The organism is Candidatus Nitrospira nitrosa, assembly GCF_001458735.1.
GTDB lineage: Bacteria > Nitrospirota > Nitrospiria > Nitrospirales > Nitrospiraceae > Nitrospira_D > Nitrospira_D nitrosa.
In genome coordinates this window covers 1,500,830-1,518,337 of sequence record NZ_CZQA01000001.1, presented here as the reverse complement: position 1 = coordinate 1,518,337, position 17,508 = coordinate 1,500,830, and the positions used below count along the sequence as shown (strand labels likewise).

At 54.2% G+C, this 17,508-nt stretch carries 15 protein-coding genes; 9 read left to right on the top strand and 6 right to left on the bottom strand.

The window, feature by feature from the left end; all coding sequences use genetic code 11:
- Positions 1–308 precede the first annotated feature (308 nt).
- The 8 genes from COMA1_RS07255 to COMA1_RS07220 all read left to right on the top strand — a co-directional run bounded on the left by COMA1_RS07255 (position 309) and on the right by COMA1_RS07220 (position 9,775).
- The gene (locus tag COMA1_RS07255) at positions 309–1,355 is read left to right on the top strand and encodes a hypothetical protein (RefSeq protein WP_090745874.1); all 1,047 of its coding nucleotides are present in this window, start codon (positions 309–311) and stop codon (positions 1,353–1,355) included.
- Positions 1,330–2,109 carry an oxygen-binding di-iron domain-containing protein gene (locus COMA1_RS07250; protein ID WP_090745872.1) on the top strand — a complete coding sequence of 260 codons (780 nt, stop codon included), beginning with the start codon at positions 1,330–1,332 and terminating at the stop codon, positions 2,107–2,109. Before COMA1_RS07255 ends, COMA1_RS07250 begins: the two co-directional genes overlap by 26 nt.
- Positions 2,110–2,252: 143 nt before the next feature.
- On the top strand, positions 2,253–3,029 hold the full coding sequence (gene mpqE, locus COMA1_RS07245; RefSeq protein WP_407921312.1) for a methyl-plastoquinone biosynthesis methyltransferase MpqE: 777 nt from the start codon (positions 2,253–2,255) through the stop codon (positions 3,027–3,029).
- A gap of 9 nt (positions 3,030–3,038) precedes the next feature.
- Positions 3,039–4,664, top strand: coding sequence for a B12-binding domain-containing radical SAM protein (locus COMA1_RS07240; protein ID WP_090745865.1), 1,626 nt, complete (start codon positions 3,039–3,041; stop codon positions 4,662–4,664).
- A gap of 225 nt (positions 4,665–4,889) precedes the next feature.
- Positions 4,890–6,956 (top strand): universal stress protein, encoded by a 2,067-nt coding sequence (locus tag COMA1_RS07235; protein WP_090745862.1) that lies wholly within the window; start codon positions 4,890–4,892, stop codon positions 6,954–6,956.
- Positions 6,957–7,034: 78 nt separating this feature from the next.
- Positions 7,035–8,414 carry a radical SAM/SPASM domain-containing protein gene (locus COMA1_RS07230; RefSeq protein ID WP_090745859.1) on the top strand — a complete coding sequence of 460 codons (1,380 nt, stop codon included), beginning with the start codon at positions 7,035–7,037 and terminating at the stop codon, positions 8,412–8,414.
- 86 nt (positions 8,415–8,500) lie between these two features.
- Complete coding sequence (locus COMA1_RS07225; RefSeq protein WP_090745856.1) at positions 8,501–9,010, top strand: DUF4149 domain-containing protein; 510 nt, start codon at positions 8,501–8,503, stop codon at positions 9,008–9,010.
- A 249-nt stretch (positions 9,011–9,259) separates the two neighbouring features.
- Positions 9,260–9,775, top strand: coding sequence for a response regulator (locus COMA1_RS07220; RefSeq protein WP_176697910.1), 516 nt, complete (start codon positions 9,260–9,262; stop codon positions 9,773–9,775).
- A 44-nt stretch (positions 9,776–9,819) separates the two neighbouring features.
- Here the strand turns inward: COMA1_RS07220 and COMA1_RS07215 are convergent, their stop codons facing one another.
- From COMA1_RS07215 to COMA1_RS07195, 4 genes are all read right to left on the bottom strand, one after another.
- Positions 9,820–10,578 carry a phytanoyl-CoA dioxygenase family protein gene (locus tag COMA1_RS07215; RefSeq protein WP_090745850.1) on the bottom strand — a complete coding sequence of 253 codons (759 nt, stop codon included), beginning with the start codon at positions 10,576–10,578 and terminating at the stop codon, positions 9,820–9,822.
- 125 nt (positions 10,579–10,703) lie between these two features.
- Positions 10,704–11,411, bottom strand: coding sequence for a LolA family protein (locus COMA1_RS07210; RefSeq protein WP_090745847.1), 708 nt, complete (start codon positions 11,409–11,411; stop codon positions 10,704–10,706).
- Positions 11,408–13,828 carry an FtsK/SpoIIIE family DNA translocase gene (locus COMA1_RS07205; RefSeq protein ID WP_090745844.1) on the bottom strand — a complete coding sequence of 807 codons (2,421 nt, stop codon included), beginning with the start codon at positions 13,826–13,828 and terminating at the stop codon, positions 11,408–11,410. Before COMA1_RS07205 ends, COMA1_RS07210 begins: the two co-directional genes overlap by 4 nt.
- A gap of 398 nt (positions 13,829–14,226) precedes the next feature.
- Positions 14,227–14,724 (bottom strand): phosphate-starvation-inducible PsiE family protein, encoded by a 498-nt coding sequence (locus COMA1_RS07195; protein WP_090745838.1) that lies wholly within the window; start codon positions 14,722–14,724, stop codon positions 14,227–14,229.
- Between the two features lie 146 nt (positions 14,725–14,870).
- On the opposite strand from COMA1_RS07195, the gene COMA1_RS07190 reads away from it, so the two are divergent.
- The gene (locus COMA1_RS07190) at positions 14,871–15,401 is read left to right on the top strand and encodes a SixA phosphatase family protein (protein WP_090745836.1); all 531 of its coding nucleotides are present in this window, start codon (positions 14,871–14,873) and stop codon (positions 15,399–15,401) included.
- Between the two features lie 77 nt (positions 15,402–15,478).
- Here COMA1_RS07190 and COMA1_RS07185 read toward each other — a convergent pair whose 3' ends face one another.
- Together COMA1_RS07185 and COMA1_RS07180 are read right to left on the bottom strand one after the other, a co-directional pair.
- A complete protein-coding gene (locus tag COMA1_RS07185) occupies positions 15,479–16,048 on the bottom strand; it encodes a CYTH domain-containing protein (RefSeq protein ID WP_090745833.1) in 570 nt (189 codons plus the stop codon).
- Positions 16,049–16,208: 160 nt separating this feature from the next.
- On the bottom strand, positions 16,209–16,592 hold the full coding sequence (locus COMA1_RS07180) for a CBS domain-containing protein (RefSeq protein WP_176697909.1): 384 nt from the start codon (positions 16,590–16,592) through the stop codon (positions 16,209–16,211).
- Positions 16,593–17,508 lie beyond the last annotated feature (916 nt).

Sequence of the window (17,508 nt, the reverse complement as noted above, 5' to 3'; positions counted from 1 at the left end):
CCTATCTCGATAGTGATCGGATCGTCATGTCAATGTACTTGAGGTTGTATTCCCGTACCCCTTTGTCGATGGAGCTAGCCATAGGCGTGGGATTAACCCATTCTGTAGCAGCGAATCGGTGAGAGCTACGATCGTCTTTTTGATCTACGACGCGGCCCGTCCAGAGCTTCCCCCCAGCAGCTCAGAAATGCCGTGACGAGCTCGTGTTCTTCGGCGGGCGGGACAGCCAACCACGCCAGGGCCAACGCAACGGCAAGAGCAATGTGGTACCCCTCCGACCGAGAAGCTACGGCTCGGCGATAGGCAGGATGTGCGTCATTGGTGACGACAGTGGACTCGACGAGACGGCCAAGATCCGGATCTCCTTCCTGGAACTCGAACCGGTTGATACCGATGGAGCTCCCACACGAAGCGCGATTATAGCACCTCGGTTTTGTGCGAGGACACTTCGCCTGACCCGGCTGGCACGCCCCTTCAGTTTTGTGGATTTTCACCGATACATGAAGGCCGGTCCAATCTCCCCAACGCACCAATACCCTCTGGACACCATGCTTGACGCGTTAAGTCTCTTCAAACGGAATATCAATCAGCTGTTTGGAATCTCTGTCGATATCATGAATACCGGACGCTCGCTCCAGTTGCTGTCGTCATCCATGCAGATTCTTGCCATTAATGGCGTCGCCCAAGCCGCGAAGATCGGAGGCGGCAAAGGCCGCCCCATCTTGGCGCTCGTTGAGATCCTCAATCAAACACCTCGAGAGATTAAACCTGAGGTGGAAGCCATCGAACAGGTCTGCGCTGAACTGGCTCGACTCACCGCCCACAGCTCGAATATCGTATGGCGATACTACCAGCTGATCGCCGGTGTGCTGGCGGCGATGCCCCAGGGCGGCCAGTCGTCTTGTCTTGCGGACAGGCACCAGTCTTCTCATCTGCGCTTCACAACCCTAGAAGACATCACCCTGTTGATGTCGGACCCAACGTTCCAGTTGGGTGAACCGCTGGAACGGGATAACCGACGTTCCATCGCGGCGATCTGTCAGGCCAACTTGACTGAACTGCATGCACGATTGAGCGAAACCTTACGCTGTCTCAATGACACAGGCCGTGCATTGCACGGCCTGAAGATGATTGGTCTCACCGCCCGCTATATGGCCTTTTGCATTGCTTCCGAAGCTGCGGCACTGGATGAGGGCGGCATGAATTTCAAGACGCTTGCGACAGAGATCGGTCATGTGGTGGACGAACTGGACGCCAGAACTCGTGCCATGAAGAACTCCATCGACGATGGTCAGAGCTTGGTGGAGTTGCTGCTGAAAGGGAATAGTGATGCAAAGCAAAACACTCTTCAATGAAAACGGACACCAATGGATCGTGATCGGTCGCGACCCTCACAAAGACGCTCACGTCATCGACACGAACGAGTACGTGATCATCAGTCGCGGCCAAGCCATGTTATTGGACCCCGGAGGAATCCAAATATTCCCCCAAGTCCTCGCTGAGCTGGCCAAATATGTGCGCGTCCAGGATATCCGCGTCATCTTTGCCAGCCATCAAGATCCCGATATTTCGTCGTCGCTTGCGATGTGGCTTGATCTCAACCCGGGCATCAAGACCTATTGTTCGTGGCTGTGGACCGGATTCATCAGTCATTTCAGCACGGGTACTGCCATTGAACTCAACGCGATTCCCGACGAGGGTATGCGTATCAAGATCGGCGATCTCGGCGTAGAAGTCGAAGCAATCCCCGCCCATTACTGCCATTCCTCAGGCAACTTTTCGCTCTACGACCCTCTCGCCGGCATCTTGTTTTCCGGTGACATCGGTTCCGCCTTGGTCCCCAGTCATGAAGCCGGCTTGATCGTGACGGACTTCGATCAGCACATCCAATACATGAAAGGGTTCCATCTCAGGTGGATGCCTTCGACCACGGCCTTACGGAGCTGGACCCAACGGATTCGTGCCCTCAAGCCCAGGATGATCTGCCCACAACACGGATCCGTCTTTCAGGGCGATATGGTCACCACATTGCTCGACTGGCTTGACAGTCTTGAAGTAGGACAGTGGAAAGGCTCGACCCCGTCGCGCGATACTGCTAAGGCCGCGTAAGACCTGCTCCGCTTACGCCGCTTTTCCTGGTACCCTGAGGGCAATCAGGAACCAAAACGGTTGCACAGTCGGATGATGATTTCGATCATCCCTGCAGCCATCTCACCTTGACAAAGCTTAAAACCGGGTGCTACCACCGTCACATGGTGGGAGCCGAGCCTCGTTCTATGCCTCAGGAACCGCAAACTCCGGCAAAGGTGGTGTCAACCTGGTCTGGCCAGGCCCGAGAGGACGCCGTCCAAAGGATGTTCACGTCCATTGCCGGAGCCTATGACCTGAACAACACGCTCTTGAGCTTCGGCCTCCATTACTATTGGAAGAAGATTACCGCCTCCTTCATTACTCCGGTTGGCCGAGGAACTGCCCTTGATGTCGGATCAGGCACAGCCGACCTTGCACTGTTGATCGAGTCTCGCATGGGACCGAAGGGCCGTGTGATCGCCTCAGACCTGAACCATGCCATGCTCGCTGAAGGCCTCAAGAAGATCAGCGACAAAGGCCTCGGTGAAAAAATCACCTGTTTGCAGGCCAGCGCGGAACATCTCGGATTCGGTGACAATACCTTCGATGCGGTCACCACCGGGTTCTGCATGCGAAACGTCGGAGATCTGCCGCAAGCCGTGCGGGAAATTCGTCGGGTGATGAAGCCCGGTGGCCGTTTCGTGTGCCTGGAGTTTTCCCGCCCGATCTTCGGCTGGTTGCGAACCCTCTATGATTGGTATTCATTCAAATTATTGCCCTTCATCGGCACGATCGTCGCCCGCGACCGTACCGGCGTCTACGAATATCTTCCCGCCTCGATCCGGACGTTTCCCGATCAAGAACGGCTGTGTCAGATCCTACGCGACGCCGGGTTTCGTCAGGTCTCGTATAAAAATCTCAGTGGCGGCATCGTCGCCATCCATATCGCCACAAAGTAGTCTGCCGCTGTGAATTCCATTCTCTATATTTTTCTTCCCTGCAAAAAGGTCTATCCGATCGGCATCACCTACTTGGCGGACTTCATCCATCGGCGGAAGCCGGATGTTCGTCAACGCATCCTCGACCTCTCGTTGTTTCCGGTCAGTCAACGGAGCCAGGCCATCCGCGATGCCGCGACGGAGTTCAAACCGGATTTGGTCTGCTTTTCATGGCGGGATATCCAAATTTTTTCGCCGCATGAAGGCGATTCATCGCTGGAACATGCGTTCAACTTCTATTTCGCCAGTAACCCGATCAAACGCGTCGCCGCCTCGTTCGCCGGCATCAAACAGTTGTACCGATACTACAGCCATATCTATACGATCCTGTCCTATCCGGCCCTGATTCGAAAAGAATTCCCAAGAGCTCAGATCATGATCGGAGGCGGGGCGTTCACCGCGTTTGCCGATCAGCTCATCGAAAAGCTTCCGGAAGGCACGATCGGTATCCTGGGTGAAGGGGAAGATGCGATCCTCAAGCTCCTTGAAGGTCGTTCGATCGACGACGAACGCTACATCGTCAAAGAAGGGGGCCGAATTCGAAAAGGATCCCATGGTTCGCCCCCGTTGCTCGATGCACCGGCTGTCGACCTTCCCTTTTTGACCTCTATCTTCCCGCAGTGGCAGGAGTACAGGGGAGAATCGATCGGGGTGCAGTCGAAACGAGGCTGTCCGTATGATTGTGCCTTTTGCCTCTATCCCTACATTGAGGGCAAGCGGGTGCGGTACCGGCCCGCGGAGATGGTCGTGAAAGACATCTCCCAACATTATCACCAGTGGGGATCCCGTCGTTTTTGGTTTACCGACGCTCAATTCATTACGGGCAAGGAAGCCTACCCACAATGTACGGAGATCATGGAACGCATCATCCACGAGAAGCTGGAGATCGAGTGGTCCGGCTATATCCGCACTTCATTGATCACCCCCGACTTCGCCAAGCTCATGGTTCGTTCCGGAGTCGGCGACCTGGAAGTCGCCATCACCTCCGGCTCGCAGGAGGTCCTGAACAATCTCCACATGGGGTTCAAGCTGGAGCGGCTCTATGATGGGTGTCGCTACCTGGCGGAAGCGGGCTTCAAGGGTAAGGTGATCCTCAACTATTCATTGAACAGCCCCAAGGAGACGGAGGAAACCCTACTCCAAAGTGTCGAGTCTTACAAAGTGGTGGCCTCAATCCTTGGCGAGGAGCGGGTCTTCCCCTTGATGTTTTTCTTGGGCATCCAACCCAATACCGACCTTGAACAACGGTTGTTGGAAGAGGGGTATCTGTCAGCGGGCTACAACCCCTTGATGCTGACCCCGACCAGCATCCGAAAGCTCCTCTATAACCCAGCGCCATTGAATTCATTCATCGCCAGGGCATGCCTTCGTGCCTGGGAACGAAAGCAAGGAAGCCGTGATCCACGCAAATGGACAGGTTCTTTGTCGCAGACAACCGACCAGTCACATGCCTATGCCGATAAAAGCTTGAGTAACGGGATTGAAGGCAACTCTGGACGAGATGCCCTCCTCTCCCTCGAAGAGATCCTTCGTTCCCGCCGACCGGCTTCACCGCCTTCCCAGGCCACTGAGCCAAGGGCAAGTTCGGTCGGTTAATTCCGTCATTGGGTATGAGTCCCTGTCACGTGACAAGCTGGCAGTCTCGGCTGCTAATCACTGATGACCATTGACTATTAACCGTTCCGCGTCTTGCAATCCAGTTTAAGCCGATGCTATCATTCCGCCTCTCTAGAGGCTGGGGGGAACGCTTCAACCATCTTGTTTTTCAGACCATTACGGCCCTGAACCTCTGTACAACCTGCGCCTTAAGGAGGCGCCTCCATGTATAAGACGATCTATATTCCGGTCGATAATTCCGACCATTCCAATACAGCGGTGGATGTTGGGGTCCACCTGGCGAAAACGTTTGGGTCCAAGATTGTGGGAAGCCATGTTTATGCCGCCAAGATGCATGATAAACGCTTCAAACAGATGGAAGCTGGCCTCCCCGAGGAATACCACGACGAGAAGGAACTCGATCGCCAACGCCAGATCCACGATTCTCTGATTACACGTGGGCTGCAAATCATTACCGATTCCTACCTCGATTACGTTGATAAGAAGTGTAACGAAGCAAACCTGCCCATCGAACGGCGCTCGTTGGAAGGGCGTAACTGGAAGGTCTTGTCCGAAGATATTAATACCAACGCCTACGATCTCGTCATCATGGGTGCGCTGGGAGTAGGGGCGGTGAAAGACAGCGTGATCGGCAGCAACACCGAGCGAGTCATCCGCCGTGTTCGGAACTCCGACATGCTGATCATTAAGAACATCCAGCCTATGACCAGCGGCAAGATCGTCGTCGCCGTGGATGGCAGCCCTTATTCGTTCGGTGGTTTAATGACGGGCCTGCAGCTCGGCAAAGCATTGAACATGCCGGTTGAAGCGATTTCCGCCTTTGATCCCTACTTCCACTATGCCGCGTTCCATAGCATCTCAGGGGTCTTGAACGAGGAGGCCGGCAAGGTCTTCCGCTTCAAGGAGCAGGAAAAGCTCCACGAGGAGATCATCGACAGTGGTTTGGCTAAGATTTATCAATCACACTTGGACATCTCCCGCGAGATTGCTCAAGCCGAACAAACTGACGTAAAAACGACGCTACTCGACGGCAAAGCTTTTGAAAAGATTATTCAGTACGTCCGCAAGGATGTCCCCGCTCTGCTGATCGTGGGCCGTATCGGCGTGCACAGCGATGAGGATATGGATGTGGGCAGCAACACGGAGAATCTGCTCCGAAGCGCACCCTGTAACATTCTTGTCTCCAACCGAAAATATGTACCGCCCATCGATACGCAAGCCGAGTACACGATCGCCTGGACCGAAGAAGCGTTGCGGCGGATGGAAAAGATTCCTGTGTTTGCTCGCGGCGTGGCAAAAACAGCCATTCATCGGTATGCCATTGAAAAGGGCCACACGATTATCAGCAACACGGTGGTCGATGCTGCAGTAGGACACATTCTTCCCAAAGGCGCCATGGACGCAATGCGGGCGCTGGGCGGAAGCTTGGATGCTGCAGGGATTGACCGCGATCAGATGCAGGCCGACCAGGCAGTGACTCAAGATCTCATGGGTCCGACCTTAAGTGGAATCATGACCCAGATCGTGGAAGAGAAGCCAAAGGAAATCAGCGCATCGACGCAGGCCTACCTTGACCGTATGGCACAGATCTATTTCGTATGTGACGGATGTGGGTACATCGGGAAAGGTGATACGCCTGTTAAATGTCCCGTATGCAGTGCCGATGGGACCAAATTTAAGCAAGTTGATAAGAAGATTTTTGAAGTGGCGGCGACAGCGGAAGGTGAGCTGGAAACCGACGTGGCCTACGACGATGTGCCGATGCAATGGACCAAGGATGCGAAAGAAGCCATCCGTGCTGTTCCGGCCGGCTTCCAGCGGAGACGGGCCAAGGCGAGGATTGAAAAGACCGCGCGGAAATTGGGAATGACGACCATCACGCTCGAATACGCAGCCCCAATGATCAAAGAAGCGGCATCTGAAGACTATACCCCGATTTTCTCCAATAAAGGCACCGGGACTGCTCCGGCAGCGGAAGGGATGCTGACTGCGGCCAATGGAAATGGGACGAACGGGCATGCGGAAAACACGTCACCCTATACCTGGACAAGCGACGCACAGGCTCGATTAGATCGAGCTCCGGAAGGCTTTATGCGCGATTGTACGAAAGCCTTGATTCTCAAACATGCTGAGAAAATCGGCGCGACCGTAATCACGATTGAAGTTGCGAACGAAGGCATCGAACAAGCGAAGGGTTACATGGCGGACGCGATGAAGACCGGCAACCTCAAAGATATGATCGCCGACCTGACCGGCAAGGGAAGTGCCTAGTCCTGAGTAGGGAAGGCCTCGGTCTGGCCCCTTTCCATTACTCGGCCCTCAATCCTCAGATCGAAGTACTAACACGTCATGGGAAAATCTCTCCCTATTTTCAACGGTCCTTCAAGCACTCTAGGCGCTTTGGAGCAACAGATTGCTAAATTCTTCACCCCCACTCCAAAGGGCGAGGGACCGTTTGATGGCCGGACTGTTGATGACTTTAAGCCCTACCTCGTCGCACTCAACCTGACCAAGCGCTGTAATCTCAAATGTGATCACTGTTATCTTGATGCCACGACAAAAGCCGCAGGTGGTGACGATGAACTCACTACCGAAGAATGTTACCGGTTGATTGATCAGATTGCCCAGGTCAACAAAGGGTGTCTCTTGGTCATTACCGGCGGAGAGCCGCTGGTCCGCCCCGACATTCTCGATATCGCTCGGTATGCCGTAAAGCTCGGCTTCATGGTGGTCTTTGGGACGAACGGCATGCTGATCGACGATCAGATGGCCAAGACTCTTGTTGAAATCGGCGTCATGGGAGTAGGGATCAGCATCGATTCGTTGAATGCCGCCAAGCATAATTCCTTTCGTGGGGTCCCAGGTGCCTGGGAAGCTGCGATTGCAGGCATTGAAGCAAGTAAACGAAACGGCCTGCAGTTCCAAGTTCATTTCAGCGCACAGCCGATGAACTACAAAGAACTGCCGGAAGTCATCACCTGGGCGCATCAACTCGGAGCCCTGGTGCTTAACGTGTTCTTTATGGTCTGCACAGGCCGAGGCGAGGAACTCACCGATATCACGCCGGCCCAGTATGAAGAAGTGCTTGGTTATCTGATTGACTGCCAAGACAATTACAAGGGGATGCTGGTCCGTGCCCGTTGTGCTCCACACTTTAAACGACTGGCCTACGATAAAGATCCCAACTCGCCGATCACGAAGGCAACCGGGTATATGGGAGGCGGATGTCTGGCCGGGACCAATTATGCCCGAGTGACCCCGAATGGCGAACTCACGCCATGCCCGTACATGCCGTTATCAGCAGGAAATCTTCGGGAGCATAGCTTCGTTGATCTGTGGGAACACTCGAATATCTTCAACTCATTCCGATATCCCCAACTGAAGGGAAAATGCGGCGACTGTGAATACAGTGAGATCTGTGGTGGCTGCCGCGCCCGCCCCTATGTCGACCATGGCGACTGGCTCGATGAAGATGAGTGGTGCTTGTACGAACCCAAAGGCGGAGAAAAGATCAAGGTGGCGTTCAACGTCGTGGAGGAGACCGCAGTGGTGTGGGACGAATCCTCCGCCCTCAGATTGAGCCGTATTCCGTACTTTCTCCGCGCCATGGTCAAGAAAGGCGTAGAGAAGCATGCGCGTGAGCATAATGTGCAGACGATCACCGTTGAGCTGATGGAGGAACTGCGAAAAAAGCGGTTCGGCAACGACGCCCCGGTCTTTAAGTTCTAAGCGAGACGTCAGACGTTCCCTTTCTTGGATATTCGGGCATAGCCCAACCTTTCACTCATTACCTTTTACCTTTCGCGCTGTTGACTATGGATACTCTTGAAAGCATTGCGACCGATCTCAATATCCTGATTCCGATCATCAATCATTGGTTTCATCTGCTCTCCGCAGTCATTTGGATCGGCGGTCTCGCGTTTCTCGTCATGGCGGTCACCCCAGGTCTGGAGAAGGCCGTACCGAAGGATCAAATTAAGCCCATCACGGATATTTTTTATCGGCACTATAAAAAGGTCGCCGGTATTTTGCTCGTCGTCCTGTTGTTCACCGGGGGAGTCAATCTCCACTACGTCAATCAAGTCATTATTTCGCAAACGGGCACCGGGGTGCAGCACCACTCCAAGTATCTGATGGTCTTCATGATCAAGCTGCTCCTTGTCTTGGGCCTTCTCACGCTGTTTCTCTACACCGTGATTTTCAAGTCAGATGATGAGGCTGAGGAGGGAGAGTCCTATGAAGCCATTCCCTTCCAGCGAGCGGCCCTCTGGATGGGATTTTTCATCATTCTGTGCGCCGCCGCCATGAAACATCTCCATCAATAGCCCATCCCACAGCAGTCTTCGCTAACCTGTGCTCATTCCTCCTGTCTCACATGAGACAGCCTTTGTATCAATCAGATACAGTTCCGTCTATCAACCCAACGACAATCCAAGCCAACCGATTGAAGAATCAATCACTTAGCTGGCAGTCAGTCTATGCTCCATAGGAATGGAGATTGCTGTGTACCTAGAACTAGGAGAACGGGGAGTTCCTGATTCACCCCTAACCCAATCCTTGGAATGGAGCACGCTATGGCGCTGGCGGTCACAGAAGCAGAACCGGAGAAAGTAACCCACCCTGCCTCCTGTTACGTTGACTCTGAAACGAGGTGGTCAGATTCGGCATGTAGCGATGCGCCTGAGCTGCTTCAGGCAACAGATGGAAGAAGAAAACTCAGGGCCGTGCATTCCGCGTTAGTCGTTGAAGATGACCCAGATATCTCCATGGCCCTTCAAGACTTACTCGAATTCGAGGGACTTTACGTCGATTGTGTACCAACCTGTCGTCAAGCCCTCGCCGCAATCGCACAGAATGTTTACGATGTGGTTCTGCTCGACCTTGGATTACCTGATGGAGATGGGAGTTCAATTTTGGATAAGCTCCACGTCTCCCATCCCTTACTTCCCGTGATCATCTTAACCGCGTCGAACAGAGAGATTGGCTCTTTGCCTGCATTCGCCCACGTGACGAAACCCTGGGTGAGAAGAGACCTCTGTCGGGTCATACACCGGGCTCTCGACGCGATATCAACATCGATTGCAGAATGACTGAGGTGGGGGGGGAGCACGCCCACGACACAGATACTGTGTCGTTACTTCGTTCGATCGAGACCCAGCGCCCGCTTGAAGACTGTCGCAAAACCGAAATACCCGAAAGAGTCTTTGAGGTTCGAATAGAGCCGCTTGACAGCTCCCATCTCAGGGTTGGTGACATACTCCATCGTCAGCGCGATCCGCTCTTCGCCTTCTCCTAGGGGCGTCACTGCGTGCCAGAGCTTATCCCCGTTGAAAATCACCATATCCCCAGGTTCGGTGATCAGCTCAAGATGACGGGGCTGTTTGGTCGGATGATCTTTGAAGAGCTCACAGACGAGCTTGCATTGGGTCGATCGATCCACAAGCCCCATGAGAATGGTGTAGCGCGCACCATTGTAATAGGACGTATCGTAATGAAAGCCGATGTGGTCACCTGGCTCAGTATAGTAGTAGAGGGCACAGGAGTGAGGATCGTTCTCCGGACAGAACATCAGCTTCGCCTGCACAAGGCGATCTAAGAATCCTCTGAACGAGTCAGCACGATACAATTCTAGAAAGCGCGGAGCCTTTTCCTGCACCGTATAGTAGCTGACACTCCCGCCTTTCTTATGGCCGGGAATGTAATTACGATTCAGCTCGGATTTGACGGCCTGAGCTTGGGGGACGAAAACCTCTTCGACGAAGGTACGCGGCAGGAACTGCTTGATAACCAAAAACTCATTTTGCTCCCAATATTCCTGGTGGAGACGGTCGAAATCCAACCGCGCCACCGCATGATCAATCGCTTCAACCAGGCTGCCTGTTTCTACCGTCATGTTTCACCTCGATCTCTGCTCCAGATGATGAGCCCTGATCCATGACACCACGTTCGTCATTGAGAAACTGAACTATTCCCCTGGTCCCTCAAAAGAATGCCCCCATCGCACGTGCCGGTGGCCGGCTACGGACTATTCAATACCGGAGCCTTCATCACTTCGGCATCCGGAGGTGTTTTGAAATCAAACACCTCATTTCCTAGCCCAAGATTAGGCTTCAAGTTCGAGAACTCAAAGATGGCGACATTTCCGCTGATTTCATAGAGAGACACGGTTCGAATATAGTACGTCTTGGGGAACACCTCGACAACGATCTTTTGCAGATTCTGCGTCGATTCATGCTCCTTGCCCTTGGGGATCAGGGTCAACAGCGGCAAACCGGTAGCCCCTCGCTCCCTCCCCTTCGTCGGCTCAATCTCAAACGACTCATCCAATTTAGCGGCGCCTTGCAACAGTTCCAGCGGTGCTTTGGAGGCAGCCATGTGAGTGAGTTTTCCAACCAGCACCTGCTTGTGTTCAGGCACATACACCTTCACATCATCCTGATTCACATAGATCTGCTCGGTTGCAGGATCAAGATAATCCCATCTCAGTCGACCGGGCTTTTTGATGTACACCTTTCCGGATGATGTCACCGGGCGTTCAAACCCTTCGATCTTCGTTTTTTGTGAAAAGTCGGCTTGGAGATCCGTTGTCTTCTCGTATCGCATCTGCAATTGTTTGACGACGTCACGAACCTCCTGCGTTGCTTTCTCATCTTTTGCTCCATCAGCCGCAAAGACCGGCAAGACGAAGAGCGCAGAGATTGCTGCTGCCGCCCACCAACGTATCATGCTTCCGCCGCACCGACGGGGCCGCGTCGCCCAAGCACTTCCCGTCGCCCATCACGCCCTGCCGCCCCTACGATCCCCTCTGCTTCCATTTGTTCAATCATGCGTGCTGCCCGAGGATAGCCGACACGTAGTCGCCGTTGGATCAATGATGCCGACGCCTGACCACTCGAGAGGACCAACTCTTTCGCTTGCTCATACACTTCGTCTTTGGATTCCTCTTCTGCTGCGTCATCTAATTTCAGCGACTGTAGCTCTGGATTATAGACCGGGAGGGCCTGCTTTTTCACGAACTCAACGACCGAACGTACATCGTCATCCGAAACAAAGGAGCCATGCAGGCGGGCAAGCCGGCCGGTTCCAGAGGCCAGATAGAGCATGTCACCTCGTCCGAGAAGCGCCTCGGCTCCATTCGCATCCAAAATGGTGCGAGAATCGGTCTTTGACGATACTTGAAAGGCGATCCGGGCCGGGAAGTTCGCCTTGATCAAGCCCGTCAGGACATCCACCGACGGACGCTGTGTCGCGAGAACAAGATGAATCCCTGAGGCACGCGCCATCTGTGCCAGACGGGCGATCTTATCCTCCACGTCTTTGGGAGCCACCATCATCAGATCCGCCAACTCGTCGATCATGACCACAATAAAAGGGAGAGGTTCCGGTGGTGTCGGTTTCGGCTGCATGCACCCCTGCTCTCCTTCGGCAATCGACGTCTCCCCGGCTGAAAGACGCGCTTCTTCGGAGAGAAACGTCATCGAACGTTCCGTCTGTCCCCCAAGGGACGAATCCTGTTCCGCGAACGTCTCATGCAGATCGGCGACCTTCCGATTATAGGCATCAATATTTCGTACTCCGGCTTCCGCCAAGAGCTTATACCGCCGTTCCATCTCAGCCACCACCCACCCCAATCCCCTCGCGGCGGACTTGGGGTCCGTAATCACCGGTCTCAGGAGATGGGGGATGCCATCGTAGGACTGAAACTCCAGCATCTTTGGGTCGATCAGCAAGAGTTTGACTTCGCTGGGCTTGGCAGAAAAGAGGATACTGAGCAACATTGTATTCAGGCTGACACTCTTCCCGGCCCCCGTCGCGCCGGCCACTAAGAGATGTGGCATCGTCTTGAGATCCGCCGTAACAGGCGCACCGAAGATGTCTTTTCCCAAGGCCATCGTCAATCTTGATCGGGCACGACGAAATGCGTCGCTCATGATGACTTCTCTCAGCGAGACAGATTCTCGCGAGCGATTCGGCACCTCGATCCCCACCACCGACTTGCCGGGCAACGGCGCAACAATTCGTAGGCTGATCGCTTTCAGCGCCAATGCGAGATCATCCGCCAAATTCACGATGCGGGCCACTTTCGTTCCGGGCGCCGGCTCAAACTCATACATCGTCACAACCGGGCCCGGCCTTACCTCCGTCACAGTGCCGTCCACTCCGAAGCTTCTGAGCGCACGAGACAAGACCTCGGATTGTGCCTTCAACTCCTCATCCGACATTCGATCCAGTGGTCCCGAGGAATCACTTAACATCTCCGGATCCGGAAGGCGGTAGTTTTCGGACTCTCTTGTCGGAACCATCACCTCCGAGTCGGTAGCCTCTACGTCTCTGGATGAACTCGCAACACGAAAGGGCTGAATGATCGGAGCGGGTAGCGCGGAGATCACCTCCGGCTCCTGATCTCTTCCCGCAACTGATTCGTCTTCATCGTTGATAGTGGCCGACCTTGCAGACTTGCTTCGTACCCGTCGATTGCTGACCACCTTTTCAACTTCCATTGAGCGTTCAGGCATCAGGGAGGCCGCCCCTTCGCGGACTGTGGCCCAGGATTGTGGAATGCGCCGCACCGCCTCTCCTAGCGAGAGCGGCGCCGACAAGAGGAGCGACACCAAGAATCCTGCGATGATCACAATGTGAGCGCCGGTCCCTGCGAACACAGTCCGGAGCCCTTCGGCAATCGTCTCGCCAACGATACCACCGGCGCTCCCCTGGGCGATGATTCCACTGGTCATCGTTGGAATGCCATTGGCTTCAAGGTGCAAAAATGCGCTAAAAAACACGACGGAGGCCAACGAACTTGCGGCAGTCCGCAGCTCAAGGCTCATCGGTACCTGAGAGAAACAGCGAAGACCCCATCGCCCCAGCAGCAGTGGGCAGAGATACGCGGCGCCACCGATCCCATAAAAGAAACCGCCGGCCAACAACGCCCCAAACGAACCAATGAGGTTTCGTGGCGGGTGTGCTACAGGATCTCCACTGGCCACCACCGTCGCCTCTCCCGGGACAAAAGACAAGAGGCTCAGAAGCATGAGCAAGCTCAACGCGATGAGGATCACGCCGAAGACTTCCCGCTGAATATGAGAAGAGGAAGAAGGGGCCCGGCGGGCTTCACCCCGCTTACCCGAAGTGGTCGCACCCATAAGAAATGAATGCTAGCATAGGGGGGAGGTCATTTCAAACGAACATGTATCTGGGTCACCATTTGAAGCAGGCTCTTTACGAAAGCCTCGGCCAAGCCCTGGCCTTCGACATAAGCATCTCACCATACTCGTCCAGAACCCACCATTCTGAGACGCTCTCAATGAGCGAGCCCGCCGCCTATTGAATTATGAAAGCGCTCGTAATTCGTAGTCGGCACCAAGCCGATGCAAGCCGATTAACGCGTGACGACTGAGGTCATCCACAAGCGAGAAAACCTGATTCCAGGTGAGTTCAGGCAGTAGGTCAGAAGCTCTTCGAGCCGAATACGTTGCCGCTCGTGAACGATGGCTAGTAGCTTTGTGGTCGGTGATTGAGTCATTGAGCAGCTCCTCCTGCATCAGAGATCAACAGGCCCCGTATCGTGCGACCGTGTTCCTATGGTGGGACTCCATCGCACAGCCATGACGCGAACAACGCTAAGGATCACCAGAATTCCCAAGAGCACCGTCAGAGGGTACCAATCCCCGCCTTTGAACCATTGGGAGATTAATTCGGTCAGCATGACGACAAGGATCGTATCCACGATGAAGGTCACCTTGACGCGCCCCTCCCGGAAGTAAGTGACGGTGGTCTTGAAGACCTCGACAAGAGCCAATAACATGAGCGTATTGACGATGACTTGGCGCAAAACAACTTCGGCGGAGTGATCTATGAGGAGCCGAACCTCCCACAAGGTCTTCAACGCGCCGCCAGTCAGGGCGGTCAGAAGTGTCAGCATCACTAAACTGAGTACTCCTTTCATGCCCGTGCCCCACATCTCCAAGAGATCAAGATGAGAGAGCCGGCGCCACAGAAGCTCACCATCAAACTGACGAAGTGCTTCGAGTGCTGACATAGCGTCCTTCCTTTCTTCTGCTTTCTTCTTATTTATAATGAAGCTATCGAATACTCATTCCAGGGAGGTCACGAACAGGTAAAACTTCTGTTAACTGGATGGTCTCTTCGTGGTAGGGTTGTGTCCCAGTCATTGGAGCGGGAATTATGAACTGTATTTTTGTTCGTCATGGAATCGCTGTGGAGCCTCATGAATGGGAAGGAACGGAGGAGAATCGCCCGCTCACGGAGAAAGGGAAGCGACGTGTCCGACAGGCGGCTGAAGGATTGGCCACCCTAGACTGTACGCCGACCCGGCTCTTCACGAGTCCATTCGTACGGGCCTATGATACGGCGAGACTGCTGCAGACGGTCAGCTGTCCGACGCTCAAAATCGAGACGAGAGACGAATTGGCCGCTGGGACGAAGCCAGAGCGACTTGTGGCGTTTTTCCGCACGCTCCCACCTGACGCGGTGGTGATCTGCGTGGGACATGAACCTCAGCTTGGCGAGGTGGTGAGTCTGTTGCTCTGTGGGAAAGCCCTTCCCAACTTTCCACTCAAGAAAGCCGGGGCTGCCTGTATTGAGTCAGAGAAGCTCATGGCCCTTGGCCAGGGGCGATTGCGTTGGTGGCTGCAGCCCATGCAACTACGGGCCTTCGGGAAGCGAGCGCGAGTCAAGGGACGTGAGGATTCCTGAGACGAGGTCTGCTGGATCTTGATAACAGGCCTGTGCCGGACCGCTTACCGATACGTGTGGCTGCGGTGTGATACCGTTCACCCCCATACCTTCTTCCCTCGTTTGAGCAACATTTTGAAGCGCGGTTTCATATCCTGCCGTAGCAGATTTCGACGATGGCGCTGTCGTTCGACCATGCGTCCGGCAAGAAATCCGGCGCGCACACTGGTCGAGTACTTGAGGAACTGAGCGACGGACACCAGGCCATGACACACCAGGATGCCGCTTCGCCAGACAGGCAGTGCCACGACCGGCCCCAGCTTCCGCTGACCAAGGTGAAGAATCAGCAACTCGCGGAGTGCGGACCGCAGATCAGTCTGCGTATCAGCCATCCCCACTTCTTGCCGATCATCACCCGGCGGAAGCTTGAGCTGCCAGGACTGCTTCCCCCGTTCGATTCGATGACGAAGGGTGATCCGTGCATTGGATAAATCGTAAAACTCTGTGTCGTAATAGGTCGAGAGCAGCAGGCGTCGAGGAAGCGGCATGCCTGGTAGCCGAAGCAGACGGAAGTCATCGTCAATCGCCAGTTTGAGTTCATGTTCAGCATGTGAGGAAATTCGAGAAGGACCGCCAAGCAACCGCTGAGGCGTGTGAGATCGAGCCATTCGAACACCCGCCTAGGCAAAGAGCGCGTGTAAGTGTGGACGTGTACGGAGACAGGGAGGGCATTAAAGATTATCCGGATGAGGTCACCCATGCATGCAGGGCATGTGAGGAGAGGTATCGCCTTCCGTCGAAAACAGGAGGCAGAACAAGTTAACGCCATTAAAACTCGTCGATAGGGACCGGTCGAAGAAAGTCACGGACCGAGATCAAACCGATAAATGAACCTGCTCTGGTGACACCGAGATAGAGCGTGCGATGTTTTTCCATGAGGTCGGCCGCTTCCATCAAAGGCCGCCCTTCTTCGATACCGGGCAACGGGCTGCTCATGATCTCCTCCACCGGCATGTAGTACGACGTGTTCTCTCCCCCAAGGAACTTCTTGACGACATCCGATTCCGTCACAATACCGATGATCTTGGCTTTACGAGTGACCAGCACACTTTCAATCTTGCAGGACTTCATCAACTTCGCTGCCTCGACAACCGACGTACCGGTCTCCACTGTCACGGAATCTGACTGCATGACGTTACCTACTGTTACCATCTGACCCTCCATTTTTATTATTGTATTGACTCCAATCTACCGACGATCCGTTGCGCAAGCATTAGCTAGACATTACAGCTCGGTAAACTATTCACAGGAGAAGGTGGAATGTCACACGATATTAACCATTCAGCAATCAAGTTGTGACACGCAAGCGATAGCCTCTTATCTGGCGTGGTGAATAGGAAGAGTAACGGCGTCTCTCAAGAATACAGAGGGAGGGAAGGCTTATGTTTACTCGGCTGCGAATAGGGCTCTCGCTCGTGAAGTCCCTCATGACCTGTTTGGCCATTATCGTGTTACGCCTCTGTGGGATATTTGTTCGACTCAGGCCAGCTGGGTGAGGTAATTCACAGAGCATGGCTGCTGATCGGGACAGCGCGACTGTTAGAGAAAATATTGAGTGACGTGAAAACTCGCTCAGACCTGCATCCCGACTTGGAATCAGCGTGGGTTCCTTAAGCTGATTGTCATCCCGCCGCGTCCTCGTATCTTCCTCCGACGACGATGCTGGAGCAGACGGGCTTCGATTGCCATCCTACCAATGTTCCCTTCCCAGGGAGTCGCTATGAGACATCGATAGAATGGTGACCTGGCATTCGGCATCACACACAATGAGGCGTAGAAAGCGAAGGGAACAACCGTGATGAGACTCTTCCAGAGCACATCCTATAGTCACCGGCTGGGCTGTAACGATGACGCCAATTCACAGTCGATTACTGGATGGAAATTCTTCCTCTGCCGAGAGCCGGTGGGGCACGCATTCCCCATTCCGACTCTCGTCCGACCGTTTCTATTCACTGCCGATTCTCCTCTTTTTATTCATGCACTACACCTACTCTCGACCCACGGATAACACGGTATACGTGATCCCCAAGATGGCGCTCAACAGAAACGCTTCGATGATCCATCCGGT